The sequence below is a fragment of the Pseudomonas sp. F2 genome (genome assembly GCF_057174385.1).
This window is the reverse complement of record NZ_CM169904.1, coordinates 2,184,420-2,204,342: the sequence shown is the minus strand read 5'-3', so window position 1 is coordinate 2,204,342 and position 19,923 is coordinate 2,184,420. Positions and strand designations below refer to the sequence as shown.

General features: G+C 61.7%; 19 protein-coding genes. 6 read left to right on the top strand and 13 right to left on the bottom strand.

The window, feature by feature from the left end:
* The 4 genes from glcE to AC193Q_RS09570 all read right to left on the bottom strand — a co-directional run bounded on the left by glcE (position 1) and on the right by AC193Q_RS09570 (position 5,140).
* On the bottom strand, positions 1-1,050 hold the full coding sequence (glcE, locus tag AC193Q_RS09585; RefSeq protein WP_483879454.1) for a glycolate oxidase subunit GlcE: 1,050 nt from the start codon (positions 1,048-1,050) through the stop codon (positions 1-3).
* Positions 1,050-2,549, bottom strand: a complete 1,500-nt coding sequence (gene glcD / locus AC193Q_RS09580) for a glycolate oxidase subunit GlcD (RefSeq protein ID WP_483879453.1) — start codon at positions 2,547-2,549, stop codon at positions 1,050-1,052. Before glcD ends, glcE begins: the two co-directional genes overlap by 1 nt.
* A 191-nt stretch (positions 2,550-2,740) precedes the next feature.
* The gene (locus AC193Q_RS09575; protein WP_047293385.1) at positions 2,741-3,667 is read right to left on the bottom strand and encodes an alpha/beta fold hydrolase; all 927 of its coding nucleotides are present in this window, start codon (positions 3,665-3,667) and stop codon (positions 2,741-2,743) included.
* Between the two features lie 21 nt (positions 3,668-3,688).
* Positions 3,689-5,140, bottom strand: coding sequence for a flavin-containing monooxygenase (locus tag AC193Q_RS09570; RefSeq protein WP_483879452.1), 1,452 nt, complete (start codon positions 5,138-5,140; stop codon positions 3,689-3,691).
* A gap of 172 nt (positions 5,141-5,312) precedes the next feature.
* On the opposite strand from AC193Q_RS09570, the gene AC193Q_RS09565 reads away from it, so the two are divergent.
* On the top strand, positions 5,313-6,386 hold the full coding sequence (locus tag AC193Q_RS09565) for a diguanylate cyclase (RefSeq protein WP_095668862.1): 1,074 nt from the start codon (positions 5,313-5,315) through the stop codon (positions 6,384-6,386).
* Positions 6,387-6,528: 142 nt separating this feature from the next.
* Entirely contained in the window at positions 6,529-7,761 is a 1,233-nt protein-coding gene (locus AC193Q_RS09560; RefSeq protein WP_483879451.1) for a M20/M25/M40 family metallo-hydrolase, read from the top strand.
* A gap of 286 nt (positions 7,762-8,047) precedes the next feature.
* On the opposite strand, the gene AC193Q_RS09555 is transcribed toward AC193Q_RS09560, so the two are convergent.
* The 8 genes from AC193Q_RS09555 to AC193Q_RS09520 all read right to left on the bottom strand — a co-directional run bounded on the left by AC193Q_RS09555 (position 8,048) and on the right by AC193Q_RS09520 (position 16,335).
* Positions 8,048-8,917 carry an isocitrate lyase/PEP mutase family protein gene (locus tag AC193Q_RS09555; RefSeq protein ID WP_007968750.1) on the bottom strand — a complete coding sequence of 290 codons (870 nt, stop codon included), beginning with the start codon at positions 8,915-8,917 and terminating at the stop codon, positions 8,048-8,050.
* A 185-nt stretch (positions 8,918-9,102) separates the two neighbouring features.
* Positions 9,103-10,137 (bottom strand): arginine N-succinyltransferase, encoded by a 1,035-nt coding sequence (astA, locus tag AC193Q_RS09550; RefSeq protein WP_041074151.1) that lies wholly within the window; start codon positions 10,135-10,137, stop codon positions 9,103-9,105.
* 61 nt (positions 10,138-10,198) lie between these two features.
* Positions 10,199-11,215, bottom strand: coding sequence for an arginine N-succinyltransferase (locus AC193Q_RS09545; protein WP_047293392.1), 1,017 nt, complete (start codon positions 11,213-11,215; stop codon positions 10,199-10,201).
* 119 nt (positions 11,216-11,334) lie between these two features.
* Entirely contained in the window at positions 11,335-12,684 is a 1,350-nt protein-coding gene (locus AC193Q_RS09540; protein WP_222018948.1) for an APC family permease, read from the bottom strand.
* An 85-nt stretch (positions 12,685-12,769) separates the two neighbouring features.
* Positions 12,770-13,522, bottom strand: a complete 753-nt coding sequence (locus AC193Q_RS09535; protein ID WP_041074157.1) for an N-formylglutamate amidohydrolase — start codon at positions 13,520-13,522, stop codon at positions 12,770-12,772.
* Positions 13,506-14,837 (bottom strand): type I glutamate--ammonia ligase, encoded by a 1,332-nt coding sequence (locus tag AC193Q_RS09530; RefSeq protein WP_401279908.1) that lies wholly within the window; start codon positions 14,835-14,837, stop codon positions 13,506-13,508. The genes AC193Q_RS09535 and AC193Q_RS09530 overlap by 17 nt, the downstream gene beginning before the upstream one ends.
* A complete protein-coding gene (locus tag AC193Q_RS09525) occupies positions 14,834-15,478 on the bottom strand; it encodes a cysteine hydrolase family protein (protein WP_483879450.1) in 645 nt (214 codons plus the stop codon). Before AC193Q_RS09525 ends, AC193Q_RS09530 begins: the two co-directional genes overlap by 4 nt.
* A gap of 2 nt (positions 15,479-15,480) precedes the next feature.
* Positions 15,481-16,335, bottom strand: a complete 855-nt coding sequence (locus tag AC193Q_RS09520) for a MurR/RpiR family transcriptional regulator (protein WP_483879449.1) — start codon at positions 16,333-16,335, stop codon at positions 15,481-15,483.
* A 311-nt stretch (positions 16,336-16,646) separates the two neighbouring features.
* On the opposite strand from AC193Q_RS09520, the gene AC193Q_RS09515 reads away from it, so the two are divergent.
* Both AC193Q_RS09515 and cobF read left to right on the top strand, forming a co-directional pair.
* Positions 16,647-17,237, top strand: coding sequence for a histidine phosphatase family protein (locus AC193Q_RS09515; RefSeq protein ID WP_483879448.1), 591 nt, complete (start codon positions 16,647-16,649; stop codon positions 17,235-17,237).
* Positions 17,237-17,992 carry a precorrin-6A synthase (deacetylating) gene (gene cobF, locus AC193Q_RS09510; RefSeq protein WP_483879447.1) on the top strand — a complete coding sequence of 252 codons (756 nt, stop codon included), beginning with the start codon at positions 17,237-17,239 and terminating at the stop codon, positions 17,990-17,992. The genes AC193Q_RS09515 and cobF overlap by 1 nt, the downstream gene beginning before the upstream one ends.
* A gap of 132 nt (positions 17,993-18,124) precedes the next feature.
* Here cobF and ftrA read toward each other — a convergent pair whose 3' ends face one another.
* Complete coding sequence (gene ftrA / locus AC193Q_RS09505; RefSeq protein ID WP_047293405.1) at positions 18,125-19,099, bottom strand: transcriptional regulator FtrA; 975 nt, start codon at positions 19,097-19,099, stop codon at positions 18,125-18,127.
* Positions 19,100-19,201: 102 nt separating this feature from the next.
* Between ftrA and AC193Q_RS09500 the strand changes: the two genes are divergently transcribed.
* Positions 19,202-19,630, top strand: coding sequence for a rhodanese-like domain-containing protein (locus AC193Q_RS09500; protein ID WP_483879446.1), 429 nt, complete (start codon positions 19,202-19,204; stop codon positions 19,628-19,630).
* Positions 19,624-19,809 (top strand): hypothetical protein, encoded by a 186-nt coding sequence (locus AC193Q_RS09495; protein WP_147438969.1) that lies wholly within the window; start codon positions 19,624-19,626, stop codon positions 19,807-19,809. The genes AC193Q_RS09500 and AC193Q_RS09495 overlap by 7 nt, the downstream gene beginning before the upstream one ends.
* Positions 19,810-19,923 lie beyond the last annotated feature (114 nt).

The following is a 19,923-nucleotide window of genomic DNA, read 5'->3' as shown; positions in this document are numbered from 1 at the left end:
CTAGAACTCCGCGTACATCCGGCCGGGGTTGAACAGTCCTTGCGGATCGAGTTGCGCCTTGAGTTGCCGGTGATAACGCATCAACGTGCGCGGCAGCGGCTGGAACGGTGTGTCGCTGGCGCCATGGGTGAAACAGGTGGCATGGCCACCGAGTTCCCGGGCGAGAATCTGAACGTGCTCGTGATCGGACTTCAGCCAGCGTTGCGCGCCGGCCCAGTCGATCAACTGCTGGCCGGGCAAGCCTTGCGGCCCGAGATTGTTCGGCAGCGACAGGCGCCACAGCGGCAGGCCTTCGTCGAAAAAGCTCAGGCGTTGCTCGTTCAAGTCGCGCCAGAACACCGAGTCCAGCGGCTCGCCGCCGAGTCGTTGATGCGCGGCGGTCACCGAGCCTTCGCCGCCCTCCAGGCGCAGGTACAGGCTTTGCCCGTCATGGCAGGCGCCGCTGATCGGCAACGGTTGCTGGCCCCATTCGGCCAGCCTGGTCAGCGCTCGGGTGCAGTCGATATCGAGGCGGATGCTCAGGCATTGACGCGGTTTCGGCAGGACTTTCAGCGAGACCTCGGTGAGCACGCCGAGACAGCCGAAACTGCCAGTCAACAAGCGCGACAGGTCGTAGCCGGCAACGTTTTTCATTACCTCGCCACCGAACCGCAGGTGCTCGCCAAGGCCTGTGATGACCCGGGTACCGAGGACGAAGTCGCGCACCGAACCTGACCATGGCCGCCGTGGCCCGGACAGTCCGCTGGCGATCATCCCGCCGACGGTGGCACTGTCACCGAAGGCCGGTGGTTCGCACGGCAGCATCTGCCCGGCAGCGTCGAGCGCCGCGAGCAACTCGCGCAGCGGCGTACCGGCGCGCACGCTGACCACCAGCTCGGTCGGTTCATAGCGCACGATGCCGCAGTGCGCGCGGGTGTCGAGCACTTCGCCGGCCACCTCGCGCCCCAGAAACGCCTTGCTGTTGCCACCCTGGATTTTCAGCGGCGTGGCGTTGGCCCGGGCCTGATTGACCTGATCCAGCAGGGCGCCGCTGGCGTCGACGTCAGCCATCAGAAGCGCTCCAGTTCGGGGAATGGCAATTGTCCGGCATGAATGTGCATCGCACCGAATTCCGCGCAACGGTGCAGGGTCGGGATGTTCTTGCCGGGGTTGAGCAGGCCTTGCGGGTCGAACGCGGTTTTGACGGCGTGGAACAGGGTCAGCTCTGCGCTGTTGAATTGCGCACACATCTGATTGATTTTCTCGCGGCCGACGCCGTGTTCACCCGTGATGCTGCCGCCGACGTGCACGCACAATTCGAGAATTTTCCCGCCTAACGCCTCCGCGCGCTGCAGTTCACCGGGCTGGTTGGCGTCGAACAGGATCAGCGGGTGCATGTTGCCGTCACCGGCATGGAACACATTGGCCACGCGCAAGCCGTATTCGGCGCCGAGGCGCGCGATGCCTTGCAGCACGCCGGGCAATTCGCGACGCGGGATGGTGCCGTCCATGCAGTAGTAGTCCGGGGACAAGCGGCCGATCGCCGGAAAGGCGTTTTTGCGTCCGGCCCAGAAGCGCACGCGCTCGGCTTCATCGCGGGCCTGACGCACCTCGCTGGCGCCAGCCTGCAGCATGACCTCGCGCACCCGCAGGCAATCGTCGTGGACATCGGCTTCGACACCATCGAGTTCGCACAGCAGAATCGCTTCGGCAGCGACCGGGTAACCGGCGTGAATGAAGTCTTCGGCGGCGCGGATCGCCAGGTTGTCCATCATCTCCAGGCCACCGGGAATAATCCCCGCAGCGATAATGTCGGCCACCGCGCGGCCAGCCTTTTCCACCGAATCGAAGCTGCCCAGCAGCACCTTGGCGACCTGCGGTCTGGGCAGCAGTTTGACCGTGACTTCGGTGATGATCCCGAGCAAACCTTCGGAGCCGGTGAACAGCGCCAGCAAATCGAAGCCCGGCGCATCGAGGGCCTCGCTGCCCAGCGTCAGGCGTTCGCCTTCGATGGTCAGCACTTCGATCTTCAGCAGGTTGTGTACGGTCAGACCGTACTTGAGGCAATGCACGCCACCGGCATTTTCCGCGACGTTGCCGCCGATCGAACAGGCAATCTGCGACGACGGATCCGGCGCGTAATACAGGCCGAACGGCGCCGCCGCCTGGGATATCGCCAGGTTGCGCACCCCGGGTTGAACCCGTGCGGTGCGAGCCGCCGGGTCGATGTGCAGGATGTTGTTGAACCGCGCCATCACCAGCAACAGGCCGCTTTCCAGCGGCAGCGCGCCGCCCGACAACCCGGTGCCGGCGCCACGGGCCACCACCGGCACGTGGTGTTGATGGCAGAGTCTGAGCAGGGTTTGTACCTGATCGAGTCGCCGGGGCAGCGCCACCAGCATCGGCGTGGTGCGATAGGCCGACAGGCCATCGCATTCGTACGGCTTGAGTTCGTCTTCGCGCCACAGAAGGTCGAGATCCGGGAGGGCGTGCTGCAGGGTTTTCAGCAGCTCAGCCTTGTTCACTTCCGGTAGCGAGCCGTCGAGGCGTTCGTCGTAGAGAATGTTCATTCCAATTCCATTGGCGGACGGGATTACCTGTGGTAAGGAGATTTATCCCCGACTGGCTGCGCAGCAGCCCAACCCAGAACATGCGGTGTGTCTGATTCAGCTTGGTGCTGGAACCGGGCTGCTCTGCAACCCATCGGGGATGAATCCCCTCACCACAATAAATCCCCTCACTACAAGGATAGTTGTGGGATTCATCGCTGACTGCCCAGAAACTCTCGATACAACCGCGCAGTATTCCCCGGTTGTTCGACCATCGGCATGTGCCCGACACCGTCCCACACTTCGACCCGCAGATTGGCGATGCCCTTGCTCCACACCGGCACGCTGCTGACGTCGATCAAGCGGTCCTTGCGCCCCCACAGCAGTAGCGCCGGGCATTTGATCTCGGCCAGTTTCGGTTCCATCGGCGGGCTGGCGCGAAAGTCGCGGAAGATCTCTTCCAGCTCATCACGCTGGCGTTGGTAACGTTGGGCGATGGCGTCCAGCACCAGCCCGGGTACCCACGGTGGCGAGGCCATGGTCATCGCATAAAACTGGCGGAATTCTTCCCGGGAGTTGATCAGGAACGGGTTATGCCCACGGGCCAGATGGCGTTCCATGTCGCTGGCCTGCGGTGCGGTGACGCCGGCCGGGTCGATCAGTGCCAGTGAGGCAATCCGGTCCGGGTAGGTTGCCGCCAGCCACGCTGCGATGTAGCCGCCCATCGAGTTGCCGATCACGTGGACTTTCTCCACACCGCACACGTCGAGCAGCTGGATCATGCGCTTGGCCTGCAGCGCAATGTCATAGCCGCCACCGGCCTTGAAGCCGGTTTCACCGTGGCCGGCGATGTCCGGAATGATCACCCGGTACTGGCGGACAAAGTGCCTGGCGAAGCGCAGCCACAGATTTTTCTCGGCGCTGTAGCCGTGCAGCATCAGGATCGCGCTGGCGGCTTCATAAGGCCCACCTTGCCAGGTCGAGACCGTCATTTCGGCAATCGGCACTTCGATCTTGTGCAACTTGTACATCCTGGCCTCGAGCGCCGTGCTCAGGTCATACAGCCAATGGCCGATCGCCGGATAACTCAACCAGCTCCAGGCCACGAAAACCGCGAGAGCGACAAACAGCACAAGCATCGACGTCTTCCTTTTACGTGTTCAGGACAGAATGTGGTCAGCCGGTTTCAGCGCCCGGGTCAACCGGTAGTAGCTGAAACTGAAGCCCGGAAATATCGCGATCACATGACCGCTCTTGCTTTGATACCAACTGTGACAGCCGCCGGACTTCCATACCGTGCGCTCCATCTCACGGTGGATCATTGCAGTGTAGGTACGTTCCGCGTCGGGGCGCACTTCGATGCTGCGCAATCCTTTTGCCTGCAGGGTGTGGATACAGTCGAGGATGTAGTTCATCTGCGCCTCGATGATGAACAGCGCCGAGGTATGCCCGATGCCGGTGTTGGGCCCGGTGACGATAAACAGGTTGGGAAAGTCCGGCAGGCTGGTGCCCAGGTAGGCGCGCGGGTACTGCGCCCAGACGTCCTTGAGTTGCACGCCGTGCTTGCCGGTCACCGGATAAGAGACCACGCCGTCGGTGGCGTCGTAGCCGGTTGACCACACGATCAGATCGACCTCGATGTGCTGGCCATCCTGGGTAACGATGCCGGTTTCATCGACTTCGGCGATGCCTTGCTCGCGGCTGTGCAGGGTGACGTTGGGTCGGGTCAGCGCCGGGTAATAGGTGCTGGAAAGCAGGATGCGCTTGCAGCCGATGGTGAAGTCCGGGGTGAGTTTTTCGCGCAACAGCGGGTCCGGTACCTGTTGCTTGAGAAAACGCAGGGCCTGGCGCTGGACCAGGTGAATCGCCGGTTTCGAATATTTGAAGGCGATGACCCGCGTTTCGAATTGCCAGTAAAGCAGCCAGCGCAGCAGCTTGTAGGCCGGTTTCACTCCCAGCAGCCAGCGCTGCAAAGGCCCGAACCGGCGATCGGCGCGCGGCAGCACCCAATGTGGTGTGCGCTGGAATACATGCAGTTGTGCGACCTCGGGGGCAATCGCCGGAATGACCTGCGCGGCACTGGCGCCGCTGCCGACGATGGCCACGCGTTTACCGCGGTAGTCGTAGCTGTGATCCCAATTGTTTGTATGAAAAGTCTTGCCCTGAAAGCGATCCTGGCCGGGGAAGGGTGGGATCACCGGTTGGCTCAACGGTCCGGAGGCGTTGATCACGAACTGCGCGCAGAACATCCCCTTGTTGGTGTGCACCGCCCACTGCCTGGCGGCGTCATCCCATTCGATGCGTTCGACGTTGGTTTGCAGTTCCACGCGTTCGCGCAGGCCGAAGCGTTCGATGACATGTTCGGTGTATCGGTGCAGTTCAGGCTGGGCGGCAAACATCTGCGTCCAGCGGTACGGCGCGAAGGACAGCGAGTACAGCGGTGAGGGCACATCCACCGCTGCGCCGGGATAGGTGTTCTGGCACCAGGTGCCGCCGAAGAACGTCCTTCGTTCCAGCAGGCGAAAATCGTCAATGCCGGCCTTGAGCAAATTGACCGCCGCACATTGGCCGCCAAATCCGCTGCCGATGATCAACACCTGGTAGGTCCGCATGGGTCTCCTTCTTATAGTCGTTTCACCGTTTTCATCCTTTCAGGTATAGCTAAAAATTCGCCGAGTGGGAGCGGGCGGCTGGGCGGTGATGGCTATTTAGCGGCTGGCTGATAGACTCCCAGCACATCGGTCTGACGGTGTGCGCAGGTTCCGTTGAGTGGTCGAGGCCCTTATGCGAAACAAGGGGGGAAAGGGACTTTCACTGGCCAGGAGGCTTTATACATCGCGAACCCTCGGCCTGGTGCTGGGGTTGTTGTGCGTGAGCGTGGCGATGTACCCGCTTGACCCGTCGCCGTGGGTCTGGGCACTGATGCTGTTCAATGGCCTGGTCTGGCCGCATCTGGCGTTTCAATGGGCCCGTCGCTCCAGCGTTCCCTACCATGCTGAACACCGCAATCTGTTGATCGACGCGTTTATGGGCGGCTTCTGGGTCGCCGCCATGCAGTTCAATCCGTTGCCCAGTGCCACCACCGTTTCGATGATGGCGATGAATAACGTCGCCATCGGTGGCGTGCGTTTTCTCGCGGCGGGCCTGGCGGCGCAGGTCCTTGGAATCGGCGTCGGCCTGGTGGTGTTCGCTCCGGCATTCATCCCGCCCACCTCACCTTTACAGCTGTATGCCTGCCTGCCATTGCTGATGCTGTACCCGTTGGCGCTGGGCTGGATCTGCTTTCGCCAGGCCTATACGCTGGGCCTGCACAAGCGTGAACTGCTGGCCCTGAGTCGCACCGACAGCCTGACCGGCCTGCTCAACCACGGCGCCTGGAAGGATCAACTGGACATCGCGTTTCAACGTTGCCGTCGACAGCAACAGGGCGCGGCGATTGCGTTGATCGATATCGACCACTTCAAGTCGATCAATGACACGTATGGGCATGTGGCGGGTGACATCGTCCTGCGCCAGTTGAGCAAAATGCTCAAGCAGAACCTGCGCGCTGCGGATATCGCCGGTCGCTACGGCGGCGATGAGTTCTGCGTGATTCTGCCCGACCTGCCGCTGTTCAATGCGGCGCAGGCCATGGAAGCCTTGCGCGAACGTTTCGCCACCCTGGGTTACGAGCAGAACCCGGCGCTCAAGGTCAGCCTGAGCATCGGTCTGGCGGCTTATGATCCGGCGCATGGCGACGCGACCCGTTGGCTCAATGATGCGGATCAGGCGCTGTACGAGGCCAAGGCAACCGGGCGCAATCGAGTGATCTGCAACAGTGACGACCTGCCGAAACAGGAACTGCTCGATTCGGTCTGACTGCTCACCACATTCACCTGTGCGAGCCGGCTCGCTCGTGGAAGTGTTCGGTGTCGGCGGCTCCGGTGTCGCATCCGCTATAGAGCCTTGCGTTGATGTCAGGTACGGTTTGAATCCCCCGACGCGAAACAAGGATCGATTCATGACGTTCTCATTTCCCCGCTCCCTGCTGGCCGCCAGCCTCGGCCTGTCTCTCGCCTTCAGCGCTGCCGGTGCCTTCGCCGAACCGCACAAGCAAGTGCTGGCCGATGCCGAGCAGTATCAGCCTGAAGCCCTGAAACTGCTGGAGCGGCTGGTCAACATCGACTCCGGTTCCGGCTATGAACCGGGCCTCAAACATGTCAGCGAGATCGCCATCGACGAGCTGAAAAAACTCGGCGCCACCATCGAGCTGGTGCCCAACACCCCGGAAAAAACCAACCACGTGCTGGCCACTTTCAAAGGCACCGGCAAGGCGAAAATCCTCTTGATGGCGCACATGGACACGGTGTTCAAGGAAGGCTCCGCCGCCGAGCGCCCGTTCCATATCAAGGACGGCCGCGCCTACGGGCCGGGGGTGATGGACGACAAGGGTGGCATCGTCGCCGGGATCTATGCGCTGAAGATCCTGAAGAACCTCGACTTCAAGGATTACGCGCAAATCACCTTCCTGCTCGATGCCAGCGAAGAAACCGGCTCGGACGTCGCCACCGACCTGATCAAGAAAACCGCCAAGGCCCACGACGTGACGCTCAACCTCGAACCGGGGCGTCCGGCCGATGGTCTGGTGGTGTGGCGCAAAGGCAGCGCAACGGCGCTGGTCGAGGTCAAGGGCAAGGCTGCGCATGCGGGCGTCGCGCCGGAGTTGGGACGCAACGCAGCGATGGAAGCGGCGCACCAGATTCTGCAACTGGGCAAACTCGGCGACGAAACGAAGAAAACCACGATCAACTTCACTGTGCTCCAGGCCGGTGATCGCACCAACGTGATTCCCGATCACGCCACCGCCAAGGCTGACGTGCGCGCGGCCGTGCCGGAAGAATTCGACCGGATCGAAAAAGACCTGGCGCGGGTCTCGCAGGACAAGCTGATCGCGGAAACCGAAGTCACCACCAGCCTCAAACGCGGCTTGCCGCCGATGCCGCAAACGGCGGAGTCGGATCGCTTGATGGCGATGGCCCAAGGGATTTACGGCGAGATCGGCCGCAAGCTGACCGAAGAGGGCAGTGGTGGTGCGGCGGATGCCAGCCTGTCAGCCGGCGTGGGCACACCGACGCTGGACGGTTTCGGGATTGTCGGCGGCAATATTCATACGCCGGAGGAGTACGCTGAAGTGGCGAGCGTGGCGCCGCGGATTTATCTGTTGTCGCGGATGATCATGGAATTGGCCAAATAGTCACAGTCTGAACATTGTTCAGTGCTGAGGCGACCGGCCCCATCGCTGGCAAGCCAGCTCCCACAGTAGAACTTCAGTGGACGCAGTATCTGTGTTCGACACCGATCAAATGTGGGAGCGAGCCTGCTCGCGATGGCGTGAGCACAATCAACATCCATATAGCCTGATCCACTGCTTTTACTGGCAGGCCAGCTCCCACGGACGTTGGTGATGCCCACAAATCCATGTCGGCCAAATAACCTTTGGGAGCTGGCTTGCCAGCGATAGCGTCAGCCCGGTCATCACATCACTCCTTGACGCTCATGTATTCCTTCGCCCAGAGAATGTAGTCCTCTGGCTGGGTGTAGGTGTGCGTCAGTTCGGTGGCACTCAGGTCCGAAGCCTGGGTAAAGATCTGTCGTTGCTCACGCAGGCTGTCGTAGGTGGCCTTGATCGCCGCGAAGTACGCGCCGTGACCGTCGATGGTTACGCGCACACCGAGTTCGGCCAGACGCTTGTCGTCGCGCAGCGCCGGGTTGCCGTAGGTGACCAGCATCAGTGGCACGGTCAAGTGTTCGGCAATCTGTTCTAGCTGATCGAAGTCCTGCACGCCGACCATGCAGATGCCGTCGGCACCGGCGGCCTGGTATTGCTTGGTGCGGCTGATGATTTCCTGGTTCGGCAGAATACCGGCGTTGGTGCGGGCGATGATCGCCATTTCCGAATCGACCCGGGCTTCCAGCGCTGCACGGATCTTGCCGACGCCTTCGGCAACCGAGATCAGGTCGGTGGATTTACGGCCGAATTGTGCCGGCAGCAGTGTGTCTTCGATGGTCAGTGCGGCGACGCCGGCGCGTTCCAGCTCAACGATGGTGCGCATCACGTTGAGGGCGTTGCCGTAGCCGTGGTCGGCGTCGGCGATCACGGGCAGCTGAGCGACGCGGCCAATGCGGGTGGCCTGCTCAGCGAACTCGCTGAGGGTGATCAAGGCAAAGTCGGGAGCGCCCAGCACCTGCAAAGAGGCGACGGAGCCGCCGAGGATCCCCACTTCAAAACCCAGGTCTGCGGCAATGCGCGCGGACATCGGATCGAACACCGAAGCCGTGTGGTAGCAGGTGTCGGAAGCCAGCAATTGACGGAAGTTACGGCGCAAATCTTGATGGGAAAGCCTGGTCATACGAGTTCCACCAATACAAAGGAATGGAACGGCTTGAGCAAAGGTGTCAACGCCGAAGAATGAAAAGGCTATCACGCGAATGGGTCAAGGTTCATGACGAATTTGCGAGTGAGGCGTTGATCACGGATGCAAAGGCTGAAAGGTTTCATCTGCAATCAGCGGATTTCCAGTGTCAGGACAGTTGTTCAGGCCGCGACTGCGTGTTGCTGTTGCCTGGGCAGCAGCACGGCGCGGACCGAATTGCCCGGCTGCAGTTGCAGGCGCTTGGCGGTCAGGCGATCGACCACCAGGGTATTGCCGACCAGACGACCGGGGGCCACGGTGATGCGGCAGTTCTCCAGGCGACGGTTATGGATCAGCCACAAGGGGGCCTGATCGTCCGGCGTGCCGAGGCTCAAGGTCAGCGCCTGGCTGTCGCGCACGGTACGAATGCTGCCGATCGGCGCTTCGATCACCGGGCCACCGTCGAAGATGTCGATGTAGCCCTTATGTACAAAGCCTTCCTCGCGCAAGATCTTCAGCGCCGGCTCGGTATTGGGGTGTGGCTGGCCGATGGCCGCTTGTGCCTGTTCGGTCAGCATGCAGGTGTACAACGGCTGGCGCGGCATCAGTTCGGCGATGAACGACTTGTTGCCCAGACCCGACAAGTGGTCGGCGTGGCTGAAGTCCATCTGGAAAAAGTGCCGGCCCAGGCTGTCCCAGAACGGCGAACAACCGCGTTCATCGGCACTGCCACGCAGTTCGGCGATCATCTTCTCGCCAAACAACTGCGGAAATTCGGCCACGAACAGCAGGCGCCCCAACGACAGCAGCCGGCCGTTGCTGCCATGACGATGGTCGTGGCTGAGAAACAGCGAGCACAGCTCCGACTGGCCGGTCAGCTCATTATTGAGAAACAGCGTGGGTATCTGTCGGGAAATGCCCAGATCCGCTGACGAACTCACGGTCAACCCGACGCGGTAGTTGTACCACGGCTCGCGCAGGCCAACCGCGCCGGTCAGGGCGCTGACACCCACCACGCGCAGGTCGTCGTCTTCGAGCACGAACAGGTAGTCGGCGTCGGCCCGTTCCACCTGCTCGGCGAACGCACGTTGCGCCCAGCGCACCCGGTGAGCGAGGCGGTCTTCATTGGCCGGCAGGGTGGTGAACCCGGGGCCGGCCTGCTGCACCAGAGTCATCAGCGCTGGCAGGTCGCTGACTTTGACCGGACGGACGATCATGCGGTAACTCCTTGTACGCGCCTGTTCGGGCACTGTCGTTGGGTGTGCAACCGGGCGCCGTTCACAGGGCTGTCAGCCTGATCGTGCTGCCATCGGTGACCTTCAGCGCCGTGCACAGGGCTGGCGTAAGGGACAGCGGTTGATCGGGCTGGTAATCCAGTTCGGCGACGATGGCCCGGAAACCGTGCAAGGCGTCGTTGCTCACCAGATAGCGTCCCCGAGCGTCGATTTGTGCTTGCTGGCGCACGGTGGCGGTCTGGCTGCGGGCGATCGAACGGATGTTCGCGGTGCGCGCATACAGGGTCGGGCCGGCGTCGAACAGGTCGATATAGCTGTTGGTTTCAAAGCCTTCGCGTTCAAGGATGTCGAACGCTTCCTGGCCGTCCGGGTGAATCCGGCCGATGCATGCCTGTGCTTCCGGGGGCAGCATCGGCACGTAAATCGGGTATTGCGGCATCAGTTCGGCGAGAAAGGTGCGGCTTTGCAGACCGCACAGGCGCTCGGCCTCAACGTAGGGCAGGTCGAAGAAATGCTTGCCCAGTGCATCCCAGAACGGTGAATGGCCATTCTCATCGCTGTAGCCGACGATTTCGGTGATCACCGCATCGGCGAAACGGGATGCGTGAGCGGCGATGAACAGCAGCCGCGCCCGCGACAGCAGTTCGGAAAAAGCGCTGCGCACCAGCGCATTGTCGATGTGAAAACCGCGCAGCAGGGTGTGGTCGTTGAGGTCGTGACACAACGACAGCGCCGGCACGCCGTGTTCGATGTTCAATTCCCGCGAGGCGCTGGTGAAGTGGCGGTTGCGCAGGCTGTAGAACGGTTCGTTGAAACCGGCCGTGGCGAGGATCTCCGAGCAGCCGACCAGCCGCCGAGTGTCGAGGTCTTCCAGCACGAAGAAGTAATTTTCCGGGCCTTGCGCCTGAATGTCGTGGTCGAACGAGGCGCAGGAACCGGCGATTTTTTCACGCAGGCGTTCGCTGTCGTCCGGCAGCGACGTGACGCCGACCAGACTGTCGCGGGCCAGTTGCTGCAATTGCGGCAGGTCGGTTGGCTCGACTGGGCGTAAGACCAGCATGGATGCACTCCTGTATCAAAGGGTCCGGTGATCCGCACCGAACCTGACTATCACTGTCGGTTGCCACGCTTTAAAGCGGCGGTCGCCTGATTTGTTGTCAGACGCCGCTCTTTTTCTTGTCAGCCGTTACTCGGGTCAGGCAGCGCGCTGCTGGCGCCGAGCTTGTTCAGGAAGAACAGGTACACCAGACCCAGCGCGATCCAGATCAGGCCGAGTTTCTGCGCATCGACGCCCATGTTGTACATGATGGCGGCGACGATGATGAAGCCGATCACCGGGCAGATCAGATGGCGCACGACCTGGCCGGACTTCTGCCGACGCCAGTAGTAGTTGATCACTGTCAGGTGCAGCAGCATGAAACCGCTGAGGGCACCGAAGTTGACCAGCGAGGTCAGGGTGTCGACCGAATTGATGAACAGGTAGCAGATCACCAGCGACAGCAGCGCCACCAGATAAATGCTCAGGTACGGGGTGTTGTGCTTCGGGTGCACCTTGGCCAGCACTTTCGGCAACTTGCCGTCACGCGCCATGCCGAACAGCAGGCGCGACACCGCGGCTTGCGAGGTGATTGCCACGGCAACCCCCCAGGCCAGAGCAGTCGCCACACCGGTCAGCGTTGCCAGCCAGCTGCCCGCCGCGATTTCGGCGATTTCATAGAACGCAGTGTCGGCGGACTTGAAGCCCATGCCGGCAGCGAGGTCGGTGGCGATCCAGGTCTGTACGACGAAAATCGCGCCCATCACCAGCAGTGTGATCAGCGCTGCCCGACCGACGCTTTTGCCCGGGTCGCCCTTGATTTCTTCGGCGAGCGTCGAGATCGCATCGAAGCCAAGGAACGACAGTACCGCAATCGACACCGCCTGCATCAGCAGGGCGAAGTTGAATGTTTCCGGGTGATACAGCGGCGCCAGGGTCAGCTCGCCGTTGCCGCCGCCGTTGTGCAGGGCATTCCAGGCGTAGAACAGGAAAATCCCCAGCACCACCAATTGCGCCAGCAGGAAGATGATGTTCATCCGTGCGGTGAAGGTGATGCCGCGCAGGTTGACGAACGTCGCGCTGACGAGGAACGCCAGAATGAAGCCGACTTTCGGAATGTCCGGGTACAGATGGTTCAGGGCCATCGCCGCGTAGACATAGAGCAGCGGCGGAATCAGCAGGTAGTCGAGCAGCATCAGCCAGCCGGCGAGAAAGCCGACGTGTTGGTTGAGGCCGCGTTGCGCGTAGGAGTAGACCGAACCTGCAATCGGAAATGCCCGCGCCATGCTGCCATAGCTCAACGCGGTGAACAGCATCGCCACCATGCCGATGATGTAGGCCAGCGGCACCATCCCGGGCGCCTCGGCATTGACGTAGCCATACACGCCAAACGGGGCGATGGGGATCATGAAGATCATTCCGTACACCACCAGATCGGTCAGTGTCAGGCTACGTTTCAACTCCTGTTTGTAGCCGAACTCTTCTATTTCCATGAAGCGCAACTCCTTGTCAGCCTATCCGGCGTTTTTCGTTGTTATGTCGGTCCATCGTTTACCGCGTTATCAATCTTTGCATTCGTTACAGCAGCGGTGCCAGGCGCTCGGCCCACAGCGAAACCGCTTCCGGGCTGCGCAGCAGATCGTTGCGCACTTCGATCAGCACCGACTCCAGTCCACGGGCATCGCCGTGCACTGGCACGGTCATGTCACCCAGCGGATCGATCCGGTACGGCTGGTTGCCCGCGACCTTCAACGGGTGCTGGCCGAGGCCGTCGATCAGCCGTTGTGCGTAGGCGCTGGCCTGGCCGAACAACACGCCGACTTCCAGCGGGCGCGGCTGGCCGTAATACACCGGGGTAAAGCTGTGAATCCCCACCACCCGTACCGCTTGACCCTGCGCGACGCGTTGGTCGATCAGGGTTTGCAGCCGGGCGTGAAACGGTTTGAACAGCGTCTGGCGCCGGTACTCGCGAGTGGCTTCGTCCAGCTCGCGATTGCCGGGCACCTGATAAATCTCGCTCTGTGCCGGAATGCTGTCGGGGGCATGCCGGGGCCGGTTGAGGTCGATCAGCAACCGTGAATAGTTGGCGCTCAACAGTGTCGCCCCGAGCACCTGCGAAAGCTTTTCAGCCAGTTGCAAGGCGCCGATGTCCCAGGCGATGTGCTCGCGCGCGGCTGCATCGTCCAGGCCCAGGTTGTTCAGGGCTTCGGGGATGTAGCGGCTGGCGTGCTCACACACCAGGATCAATGGATGCGATGAATCTTCACGACTCAGGTTGTAGACCGGGCGGGTATACAACCCCAGCTCGGCGGATTCAGTACAGGCGTGCATAGTGCTCACACAGGTCAGCGGGCGAGAGCTGTTCCGTCAGCGCCAGTTCCTCGGTTTTAAGGGCGTGGTAGGTGTCGAGCAACGGCTTGGGCAGCCATTGGTTGAAGGCTGCACTGTCACGCAGGCAATCCAGCGCCTGGGCCAGCGAGGCGGGCAGGGCAACGATGCCCCGGGCCTTGCGTTGCTCGTCGTTGAGTGAATCGGGTATTTCATCGGTGATTGCGTTCAGCGCCAGGCGCTGTTCGATGCCCAGCCGTCCGGCGATCAGCAGCGCGGCCATCGCCAAGTGCGGCGAAGCGGTGGCGTCCATGGCGCGGAATTCGAGGTTGTACTGCGCCGCCACGGATTTGCCGCCCAGGCTCACGGTCGGACAAATGCGCAACGCCGCTTCACGGTTCTGCTGCCCCAGACACGCGTAGGACGCGCTCCAGTGATGCGGCTGCAGGCGTTCGTACGACACCGGCGTCGGTGCGGTGAATGCACACAGCGCTGGCAGATAATGCAGGATCCCCGCCGCCCAATGCTGGCCGAGGGTCGACAGACCGTTGCTGGTGCCGGCGTCGTAGAGCAGCGGCAGACCTTGCAGGTCGAGCAGGCTGACGTGCAAATGCACACCGTTGCACACCGCATCAGCCTTGGTTTTCGGCGCGAAGCTGACGTCGAGGCCCATTTGCCGGGCGATTTCACGGGTGATCTCGCGCACATTGACCGCACGGTCCGCCGCTGCCACGCCACAGGTCGGGCGGCAGGTGATTTCGTATTGATGCTTGCCGTATTCCGGCAGAAACATCTCTGGCTCGACGCCACCGGCACGCAAGGCGCTGAGCAGCCAGCCGCCGAACTCGGCGCCCTGACGCTGGGCTTCGAGGGAAAACGCCAGGTGTTCGGCGAAGCCGGCATGCAGGTTGAATTCATGTTCGAACGCTGCGTTGACCTGCAGGCCGAGGTCGTCGCGATAACGTTCGATTTCATCGCGCAGCAGCGTGCGCGGACAGGCACTCCACGGGCGGCCATCGGTTTCGCGAATGTCGCCGTGGATGAAGTCCAGCGCCGGCGCTGCGGCATCCGGGCCGTTGCCGACGGTGACGCGGCTGCTCAAGTCAGGGATCAGCCGCAAATCACCATAGGCGCCCCATGGGTTGGTCGAGGCGATGATGTCCTGAGGCGTCAGTGCGCTGTTGGCCGGCACCCAGCCGCACCCGGCCGCTTGATAATGCTCCAGCTGATCGGTGGGAAACGAACGGCCACGGGTGATGCCGATCAAGTCAGTGGTGACGATGGTGGTCATCGGCAACGGCGTCAGGCGCTCGCTCATGGGCGCATCTCCTGCAACCTGCCGAGCACCGTCTGGGTGTCGGTGATCCAGCAGTAGCCCTTGATCGCATTCAGGCAGGCGTCATGTCGCGCCGGGGTGTAGGTGGCGCAGGCGTCTTCGACCAGCGTCACCAGATAACCGCGGTCGGCGGCATCACGCACCGCCATGTCGACGCACTGGTCGGTGACGATGCCGGCGACGATCAAGTGGCGGGTTTCGAGGTTGCGCAGCACGTAATCGATGTTGGTCGAGTTGAACACCCCGGACGAGGTTTTCGGTAACACGATCTCGTTTTCCACCGGCGTCAGGTCGTCGATGATCCGCGCCTGTTCACTGCCCTTGGGCAGGTGCATGTCCGACAGTTTGTGATCCAGCGAGCGGTCGCGGCCGTCAGCGGTCAGGCTTTCGATAATGGTGTGCAGCACGTTCTGCCGCGCTTCACGAAAGGCGCTGAGCAAGCGGCGCTGGTTGGGCACCACCTGCATGTGGGTGCGGGTCAGGAAATACTCGGCGTCCGGGCCGTTCAGGTGCGGGTCGAACTGCGGTTCGAGCCAGGCACGCTGCATGTCCACCAGCAGCAACGCAGTGTGGTCGATGACGAACGGCAAGTCCCGCGGTGAGCGGTGGGGAAGACTGAACATCCTTATTTATCCTCCAGCAGGTGGGTGTGGAACTCGTTGCGCATGGCGTCGATGCCTTCCAGGCGATCGGCCAGATCGGGGCTGCGCAGGGTCAGGCAGGCAATCAGAGCTTCGACCTGGGCCAGCGCTGGCACCATGGTGTCGAACGGCGAAGCCGATTCCACCGGGGCGCTGATGATCAGGTCGGCCAGTTCACGCAGCGGTGAGGCATAGATGTCGGTGAACAGCACCACCCGGGCGTTGCGGCTTTTTGCAGCACTGGCCACGCGCAAGGCCTGGGTCTGATAGCGGCGATAGTCGAACAGCAGCACCACGTCCTGGCGTTGCAGATCGAACAGGCGGTCGGGCAGCTGCGCGTTGTCTTCCAGGGCAAAGCAGCCGGGGCGCAGCAGACGCAAGTGATTGAGCAGGTAGTTGGCCATCAGACTGCTGAAGCGTCCGCCGAAGCAGTAGATCTGGTGCCGCGTTTCGAGCAGCCAATCGAGCAGAATGCGTATGTCTTCGGGCTGGGTCAGGACCTGGGTTTCCACCAGCAGGCGTTGGCTATCGGCCAGATAATGGCCCCAGGCGTCGTCCTTGTTCAGGTGCGAACGCGGCTGCAACAGGGTGCGCGGCGAGCGCAGGCGGTGGTCCATATCGCTGAGCAGGGCGTCCTGAAATTCGGCATAACCGCCGAATCCGAGCTTTTTCACCAGCCGCACGATGGTCGGATCGCTGACGCCGGCGTGTTCGGCCAGACGCGCCATCGGACCCAGGCCATTGCGTGGATACTGGTCGAGCAGGGCGCGAATCACTTTGCGCTCCGACGGCGTCAGCTCCAGGCCGGGATCGGTGATCAAGTCTCTAAGAGGGGGCATCCGGGCTCCTGCTGGATGAGGGGGTGTTGAATTTGTTTCATAATCCGTTAAAACAGTATTTATGTAACTCAGGTTACATGTCTAGTGAATTTTTTGCGGTAGGAATTCACTGTTTAAATAACCTCAAAGAGCTGTGTCACAAGGGCTACACCGATGTCCTCGACCCTTGTAGTCCATTGCCTATTGGCGTGTGAGACATTGCCGTTTTTGTACGCTCGCCGGGGTAACGTCCTGGCTCGCGAGGTCCCCCGGGCCGCCCGGTTTTGCGGCACAATTGCCGCAAAACCGGCGGTTTGCCGCCGATTCAACCGATGTTCAGCGAGTGCAACCCTGTGCAATCCACCTGTTTGACTTTGATCTGCCACGCTCGAACCGTCGCACAGAAATTGTCGCGTTTTCCTACGAACGAGCCGGTTGAAAATCCGCCATCAGAGCTCGCTGCGTTGACCACACAATTCGCCAGCGCCCGCCATCTGCTGTGCGGGCCGGAATTGCGTACGCGCCAGACCGCCGAGTGGTTCGGTGCGGCGCCGCAGGTGGACGAAGCGCTGCGCGATTGCGATATGGGGCGCTGGCACGGACAAGCGATCAAGGATCTGCAACTGCGCGAGGCCGGGGCTTTGCAGGCATGGATCAGTGATCCGCAGGCGGCACCCCATGGCGGCGAGTCGGTGACGCAATTGGGCGAACGCGTGGCGGCGTGGCTGGCCAGCCTGCAAGGCGTGCCGGGTCCTATCGTCGCCATCACCCATCCTTTCGTGGTGCGGGCTGCATTGATGCAGGTGGTGCAGGGCGTAGCGTTCAACGCGATTGATGTTGAGCCGCTGTCAGTCGTTGAACTGCGGTTCAACGGGATCTGGCGGCTACGCTTGCCGAGTAGCGTTCGTGTGGGAGCACAGTGATGAAACGACTGCTGGTCATCGGCATCGGCGCCGGCAACCCCGACTACATCACCCTGCAGGCGGTGAAAGCGCTCAACCGGGTAGACGTGTTTTTTCTGATGGACAAAGGCCCGCGCAAGGACAAACTGATCGATCTGCGTCGCGACATCTGTGAGCGCTACATCACCGATCCTGCCTATCGTTTCGTCGAAGCTCACAGCCCTGAGCGTGAGCGTGGCGACGTGGACTACACCCGCGCGGTCGAAGATCTGAACCGTGCAAAGCAGGAAACCTTCGAGCGGCTGATCAATGAAGAATTGGCTGACAACGACTGCGGTGGTTTCCTCGTGTGGGGCGATCCGGCGCTGTACGACAGTACGATTCGTATCCTGCAGGCGATTCTGGCATCAGGCCGCTGTGCGTTCGAGTTTGAAGTGATCCCCGGGATTACCAGCGTTCAGGCACTGGCCGCGCAGCATAAAGTGCCGTTGAACAGCATTGGCCGGTCTGTCGAAATCACCACGGGCCGGCGTCTGGCGGCGGGGCAGGTGAGTGACACGGACAGCCTGGTGGTGATGCTCGACGCTGAAGATTCCTACCGTCATGTGGCGGATCAGCAGACCGAGATTTACTGGGGGGCCTACCTGGGCACGCCGGATGAGCTTCTGATCAGCGGCAAGCTTGAGGATGTTGCGGATCAGATCGAGCGCACGCGCAAAGCGGCGCGGGCCGAGCATGGGTGGATCATGGATACCTATCTGTTGCGCAAGCCCTGAATTGTCGGGTGTCGGTTCGGGCCTCATCGCGGGCAAGCCCGCTCCCACAGGTTTTCGGGTTGAAATAAGTTGTGTGTACGACGCCAAACCTGTGGGAGCTGGCTTGCCAGCGAAGGCGTCCGGAAACTCACCTCAGGATATCGCTTTGACCCCACGCCCAAACCGCTCCCGATACACCGACGGCGGCACCCCGACCACGCTGCGAAATGCCACGCGAAAACTTTCCACTGATCGGTAACCACAGCGCTCGGCAATCTGTTCGCTGTTGTGCGCTGTGCTTTCCAGCAGTTCCCGCGCCCGCGCCAGGCGTTCGTGTTGCAGCCACGCCTTGGGCGATTGCCCGCTGGCCTCGCTGAATCGCCGCAGAAACGTGCGCTCGCTCATCGCCGCTTCGCTCGCCAGATCGCGCACTTCCAGCGGTTGGTGCAGACGCTCGCGAGCCCACTGCATCACCCGTGACAAATCATTGCGCGGCGTCGGGCTGACAGGCGTGGGAATGAATTGCGCCTGGCCGCCGGTGCGTTGCGGCGACATCACCAGCCGCCGCGCCACCGAATTGGCGACCTGAGTGCCAAAGTCGCGGGCCACCAGATGCAGACAGGCATCAATCCCGGCGGCGCTGCCGGCCGAGGTGATCAACTGACCCGAGTCGACGTACAGCACATCCGGATCCACCGCAATCGCGGGGAAGCGCCGCGCCAGTTCATCGCTGTAGCGCCAGTGGGTGGTCGCGCCGTGGCCGTCGAGCAAGCCGCTTGCGGCCAGCACGAACACCCCTGAACAGATCGATAGCAGCCGCGCACCGTGGGCGTGGGCCTGACGCAATGCGCCAAGCAGGGCCGGCGGCACCGGGGCTTCGCGATCACGCCAACCGGGAATGATGATGGTGCGTGCCTGCGCCAGCAGCTCCAGGCCGCCGTCGGCCAGGACGTGAATGCCGCCCATGGCGCGCATCGGCCCTGCGTCGACGGCGACGATGCGGTGCTCGTACCACGGGAAATCGAACTCCGGCCGGGCGAGGCCGAAGATTTCCACGGCAATCCCGAACTCGAAGGTACAGAGGCCGTCGTAGGCCAGAATCGCGACCAATCCAGGTGAATCAGGCATTTGGCGGAAAGTTCCCGGTGAGTGTCTTGCGCGCCACTGTAGCGCCAAGTGACGGCCCGATAAAGTCTGTTCACACCCCAACTGATACAGGAGCTCCACAACATGCCCAGCCTGGTTCGCGAAATGCCTGCTGCGCCGTCGGCGATTGCCCTGATGCACTTCAGCAATCGTCTGACCTATGAAACCGATTGTTCCGACGTCTTCAGCAGCCAGGAGGCCGGTGAGGTCGATTTTGTCCTAGTCGATGTGCGTGGTTCGCTGGCGTTCGAGCGCGGTCATGTACCGGGCGCGATCAATATTCCGACGCGGTTGTTGACGCCCGAAGCCTTGTCGACTTACGCCAAGGACACATTGTTCGTGGTCTATTGCGCAGGTCCGCACTGCAACGGCGCCAACAAGGCAGCGGTGAAACTGGCGGCGCTGGGTTATCCGGTCAAGGAGATGATCGGTGGCGTGTGCGGCTGGCTCGATGAGGGCTTCAGCTTGAGTACTACTCAAGCCGCCAAGGCGCCTATTGGATGTGAATGCTGAATGCTTTTGTAGGAGCTGCCGAAGGCTGCGATCTTTTGACTTTTAAAGAGCAAAAGATCGCAGCCTTCGGCAGCTCCTACAAAGGCAATTTTTGTCATTTTCAAAGATTTGTCCTACAGCCTTTGCACCATGTCGGCGCACCGTTGATCCCGGTCAACGCGTGCGCCGATGTTCTGTAAGTATTTGTCGCCTAAACACAATTTACCCTGTGCGCGCCGCCATAGACTGCCGTCCACTTCGGTTTTTGCTACTTGATGGCCATGACCGAACGCCAATCGAAAGCTGCCAATAAA

What these genes read in the sequence shown, in the direction of transcription:
- glcE (WP_483879454.1), bottom strand. Translation starts at nt 1,050, where the DNA reads ATGGCTGACGTCGACGCCAGCGGCGCCCTGCTGGATCAGGTCAATCAG.
- glcD (WP_483879453.1), bottom strand. Translation starts at nt 2,549, where the DNA reads ATGAACATTCTCTACGACGAACGCCTCGACGGCTCGCTACCGGAAGTG.
- AC193Q_RS09575 (WP_047293385.1), bottom strand. Translation starts at nt 3,667, where the DNA reads ATGCTTGTGCTGTTTGTCGCTCTCGCGGTTTTCGTGGCCTGGAGCTGG.
- AC193Q_RS09570 (WP_483879452.1), bottom strand. Translation starts at nt 5,140, where the DNA reads ATGCGGACCTACCAGGTGTTGATCATCGGCAGCGGATTTGGCGGCCAA.
- AC193Q_RS09565 (WP_095668862.1), top strand. Translation starts at nt 5,313, where the DNA reads ATGCGAAACAAGGGGGGAAAGGGACTTTCACTGGCCAGGAGGCTTTAT.
- AC193Q_RS09560 (WP_483879451.1), top strand. Translation starts at nt 6,529, where the DNA reads ATGACGTTCTCATTTCCCCGCTCCCTGCTGGCCGCCAGCCTCGGCCTG.
- AC193Q_RS09555 (WP_007968750.1), bottom strand. Translation starts at nt 8,917, where the DNA reads ATGACCAGGCTTTCCCATCAAGATTTGCGCCGTAACTTCCGTCAATTG.
- astA (WP_041074151.1), bottom strand. Translation starts at nt 10,137, where the DNA reads ATGATCGTCCGTCCGGTCAAAGTCAGCGACCTGCCAGCGCTGATGACT.
- AC193Q_RS09545 (WP_047293392.1), bottom strand. Translation starts at nt 11,215, where the DNA reads ATGCTGGTCTTACGCCCAGTCGAGCCAACCGACCTGCCGCAATTGCAG.
- AC193Q_RS09540 (WP_222018948.1), bottom strand. Translation starts at nt 12,684, where the DNA reads ATGGAAATAGAAGAGTTCGGCTACAAACAGGAGTTGAAACGTAGCCTG.
- AC193Q_RS09535 (WP_041074157.1), bottom strand. Translation starts at nt 13,522, where the DNA reads ATGCACGCCTGTACTGAATCCGCCGAGCTGGGGTTGTATACCCGCCCG.
- AC193Q_RS09530 (WP_401279908.1), bottom strand. Translation starts at nt 14,837, where the DNA reads ATGAGCGAGCGCCTGACGCCGTTGCCGATGACCACCATCGTCACCACT.
- AC193Q_RS09525 (WP_483879450.1), bottom strand. Translation starts at nt 15,478, where the DNA reads ATGTTCAGTCTTCCCCACCGCTCACCGCGGGACTTGCCGTTCGTCATC.
- AC193Q_RS09520 (WP_483879449.1), bottom strand. Translation starts at nt 16,335, where the DNA reads ATGCCCCCTCTTAGAGACTTGATCACCGATCCCGGCCTGGAGCTGACG.
- AC193Q_RS09515 (WP_483879448.1), top strand. Translation starts at nt 16,647, where the DNA reads ATGTTCAGCGAGTGCAACCCTGTGCAATCCACCTGTTTGACTTTGATC.
- cobF (WP_483879447.1), top strand. Translation starts at nt 17,237, where the DNA reads ATGAAACGACTGCTGGTCATCGGCATCGGCGCCGGCAACCCCGACTAC.
- ftrA (WP_047293405.1), bottom strand. Translation starts at nt 19,099, where the DNA reads ATGCCTGATTCACCTGGATTGGTCGCGATTCTGGCCTACGACGGCCTC.
- AC193Q_RS09500 (WP_483879446.1), top strand. Translation starts at nt 19,202, where the DNA reads ATGCCCAGCCTGGTTCGCGAAATGCCTGCTGCGCCGTCGGCGATTGCC.
- AC193Q_RS09495 (WP_147438969.1), top strand. Translation starts at nt 19,624, where the DNA reads ATGCTGAATGCTTTTGTAGGAGCTGCCGAAGGCTGCGATCTTTTGACT.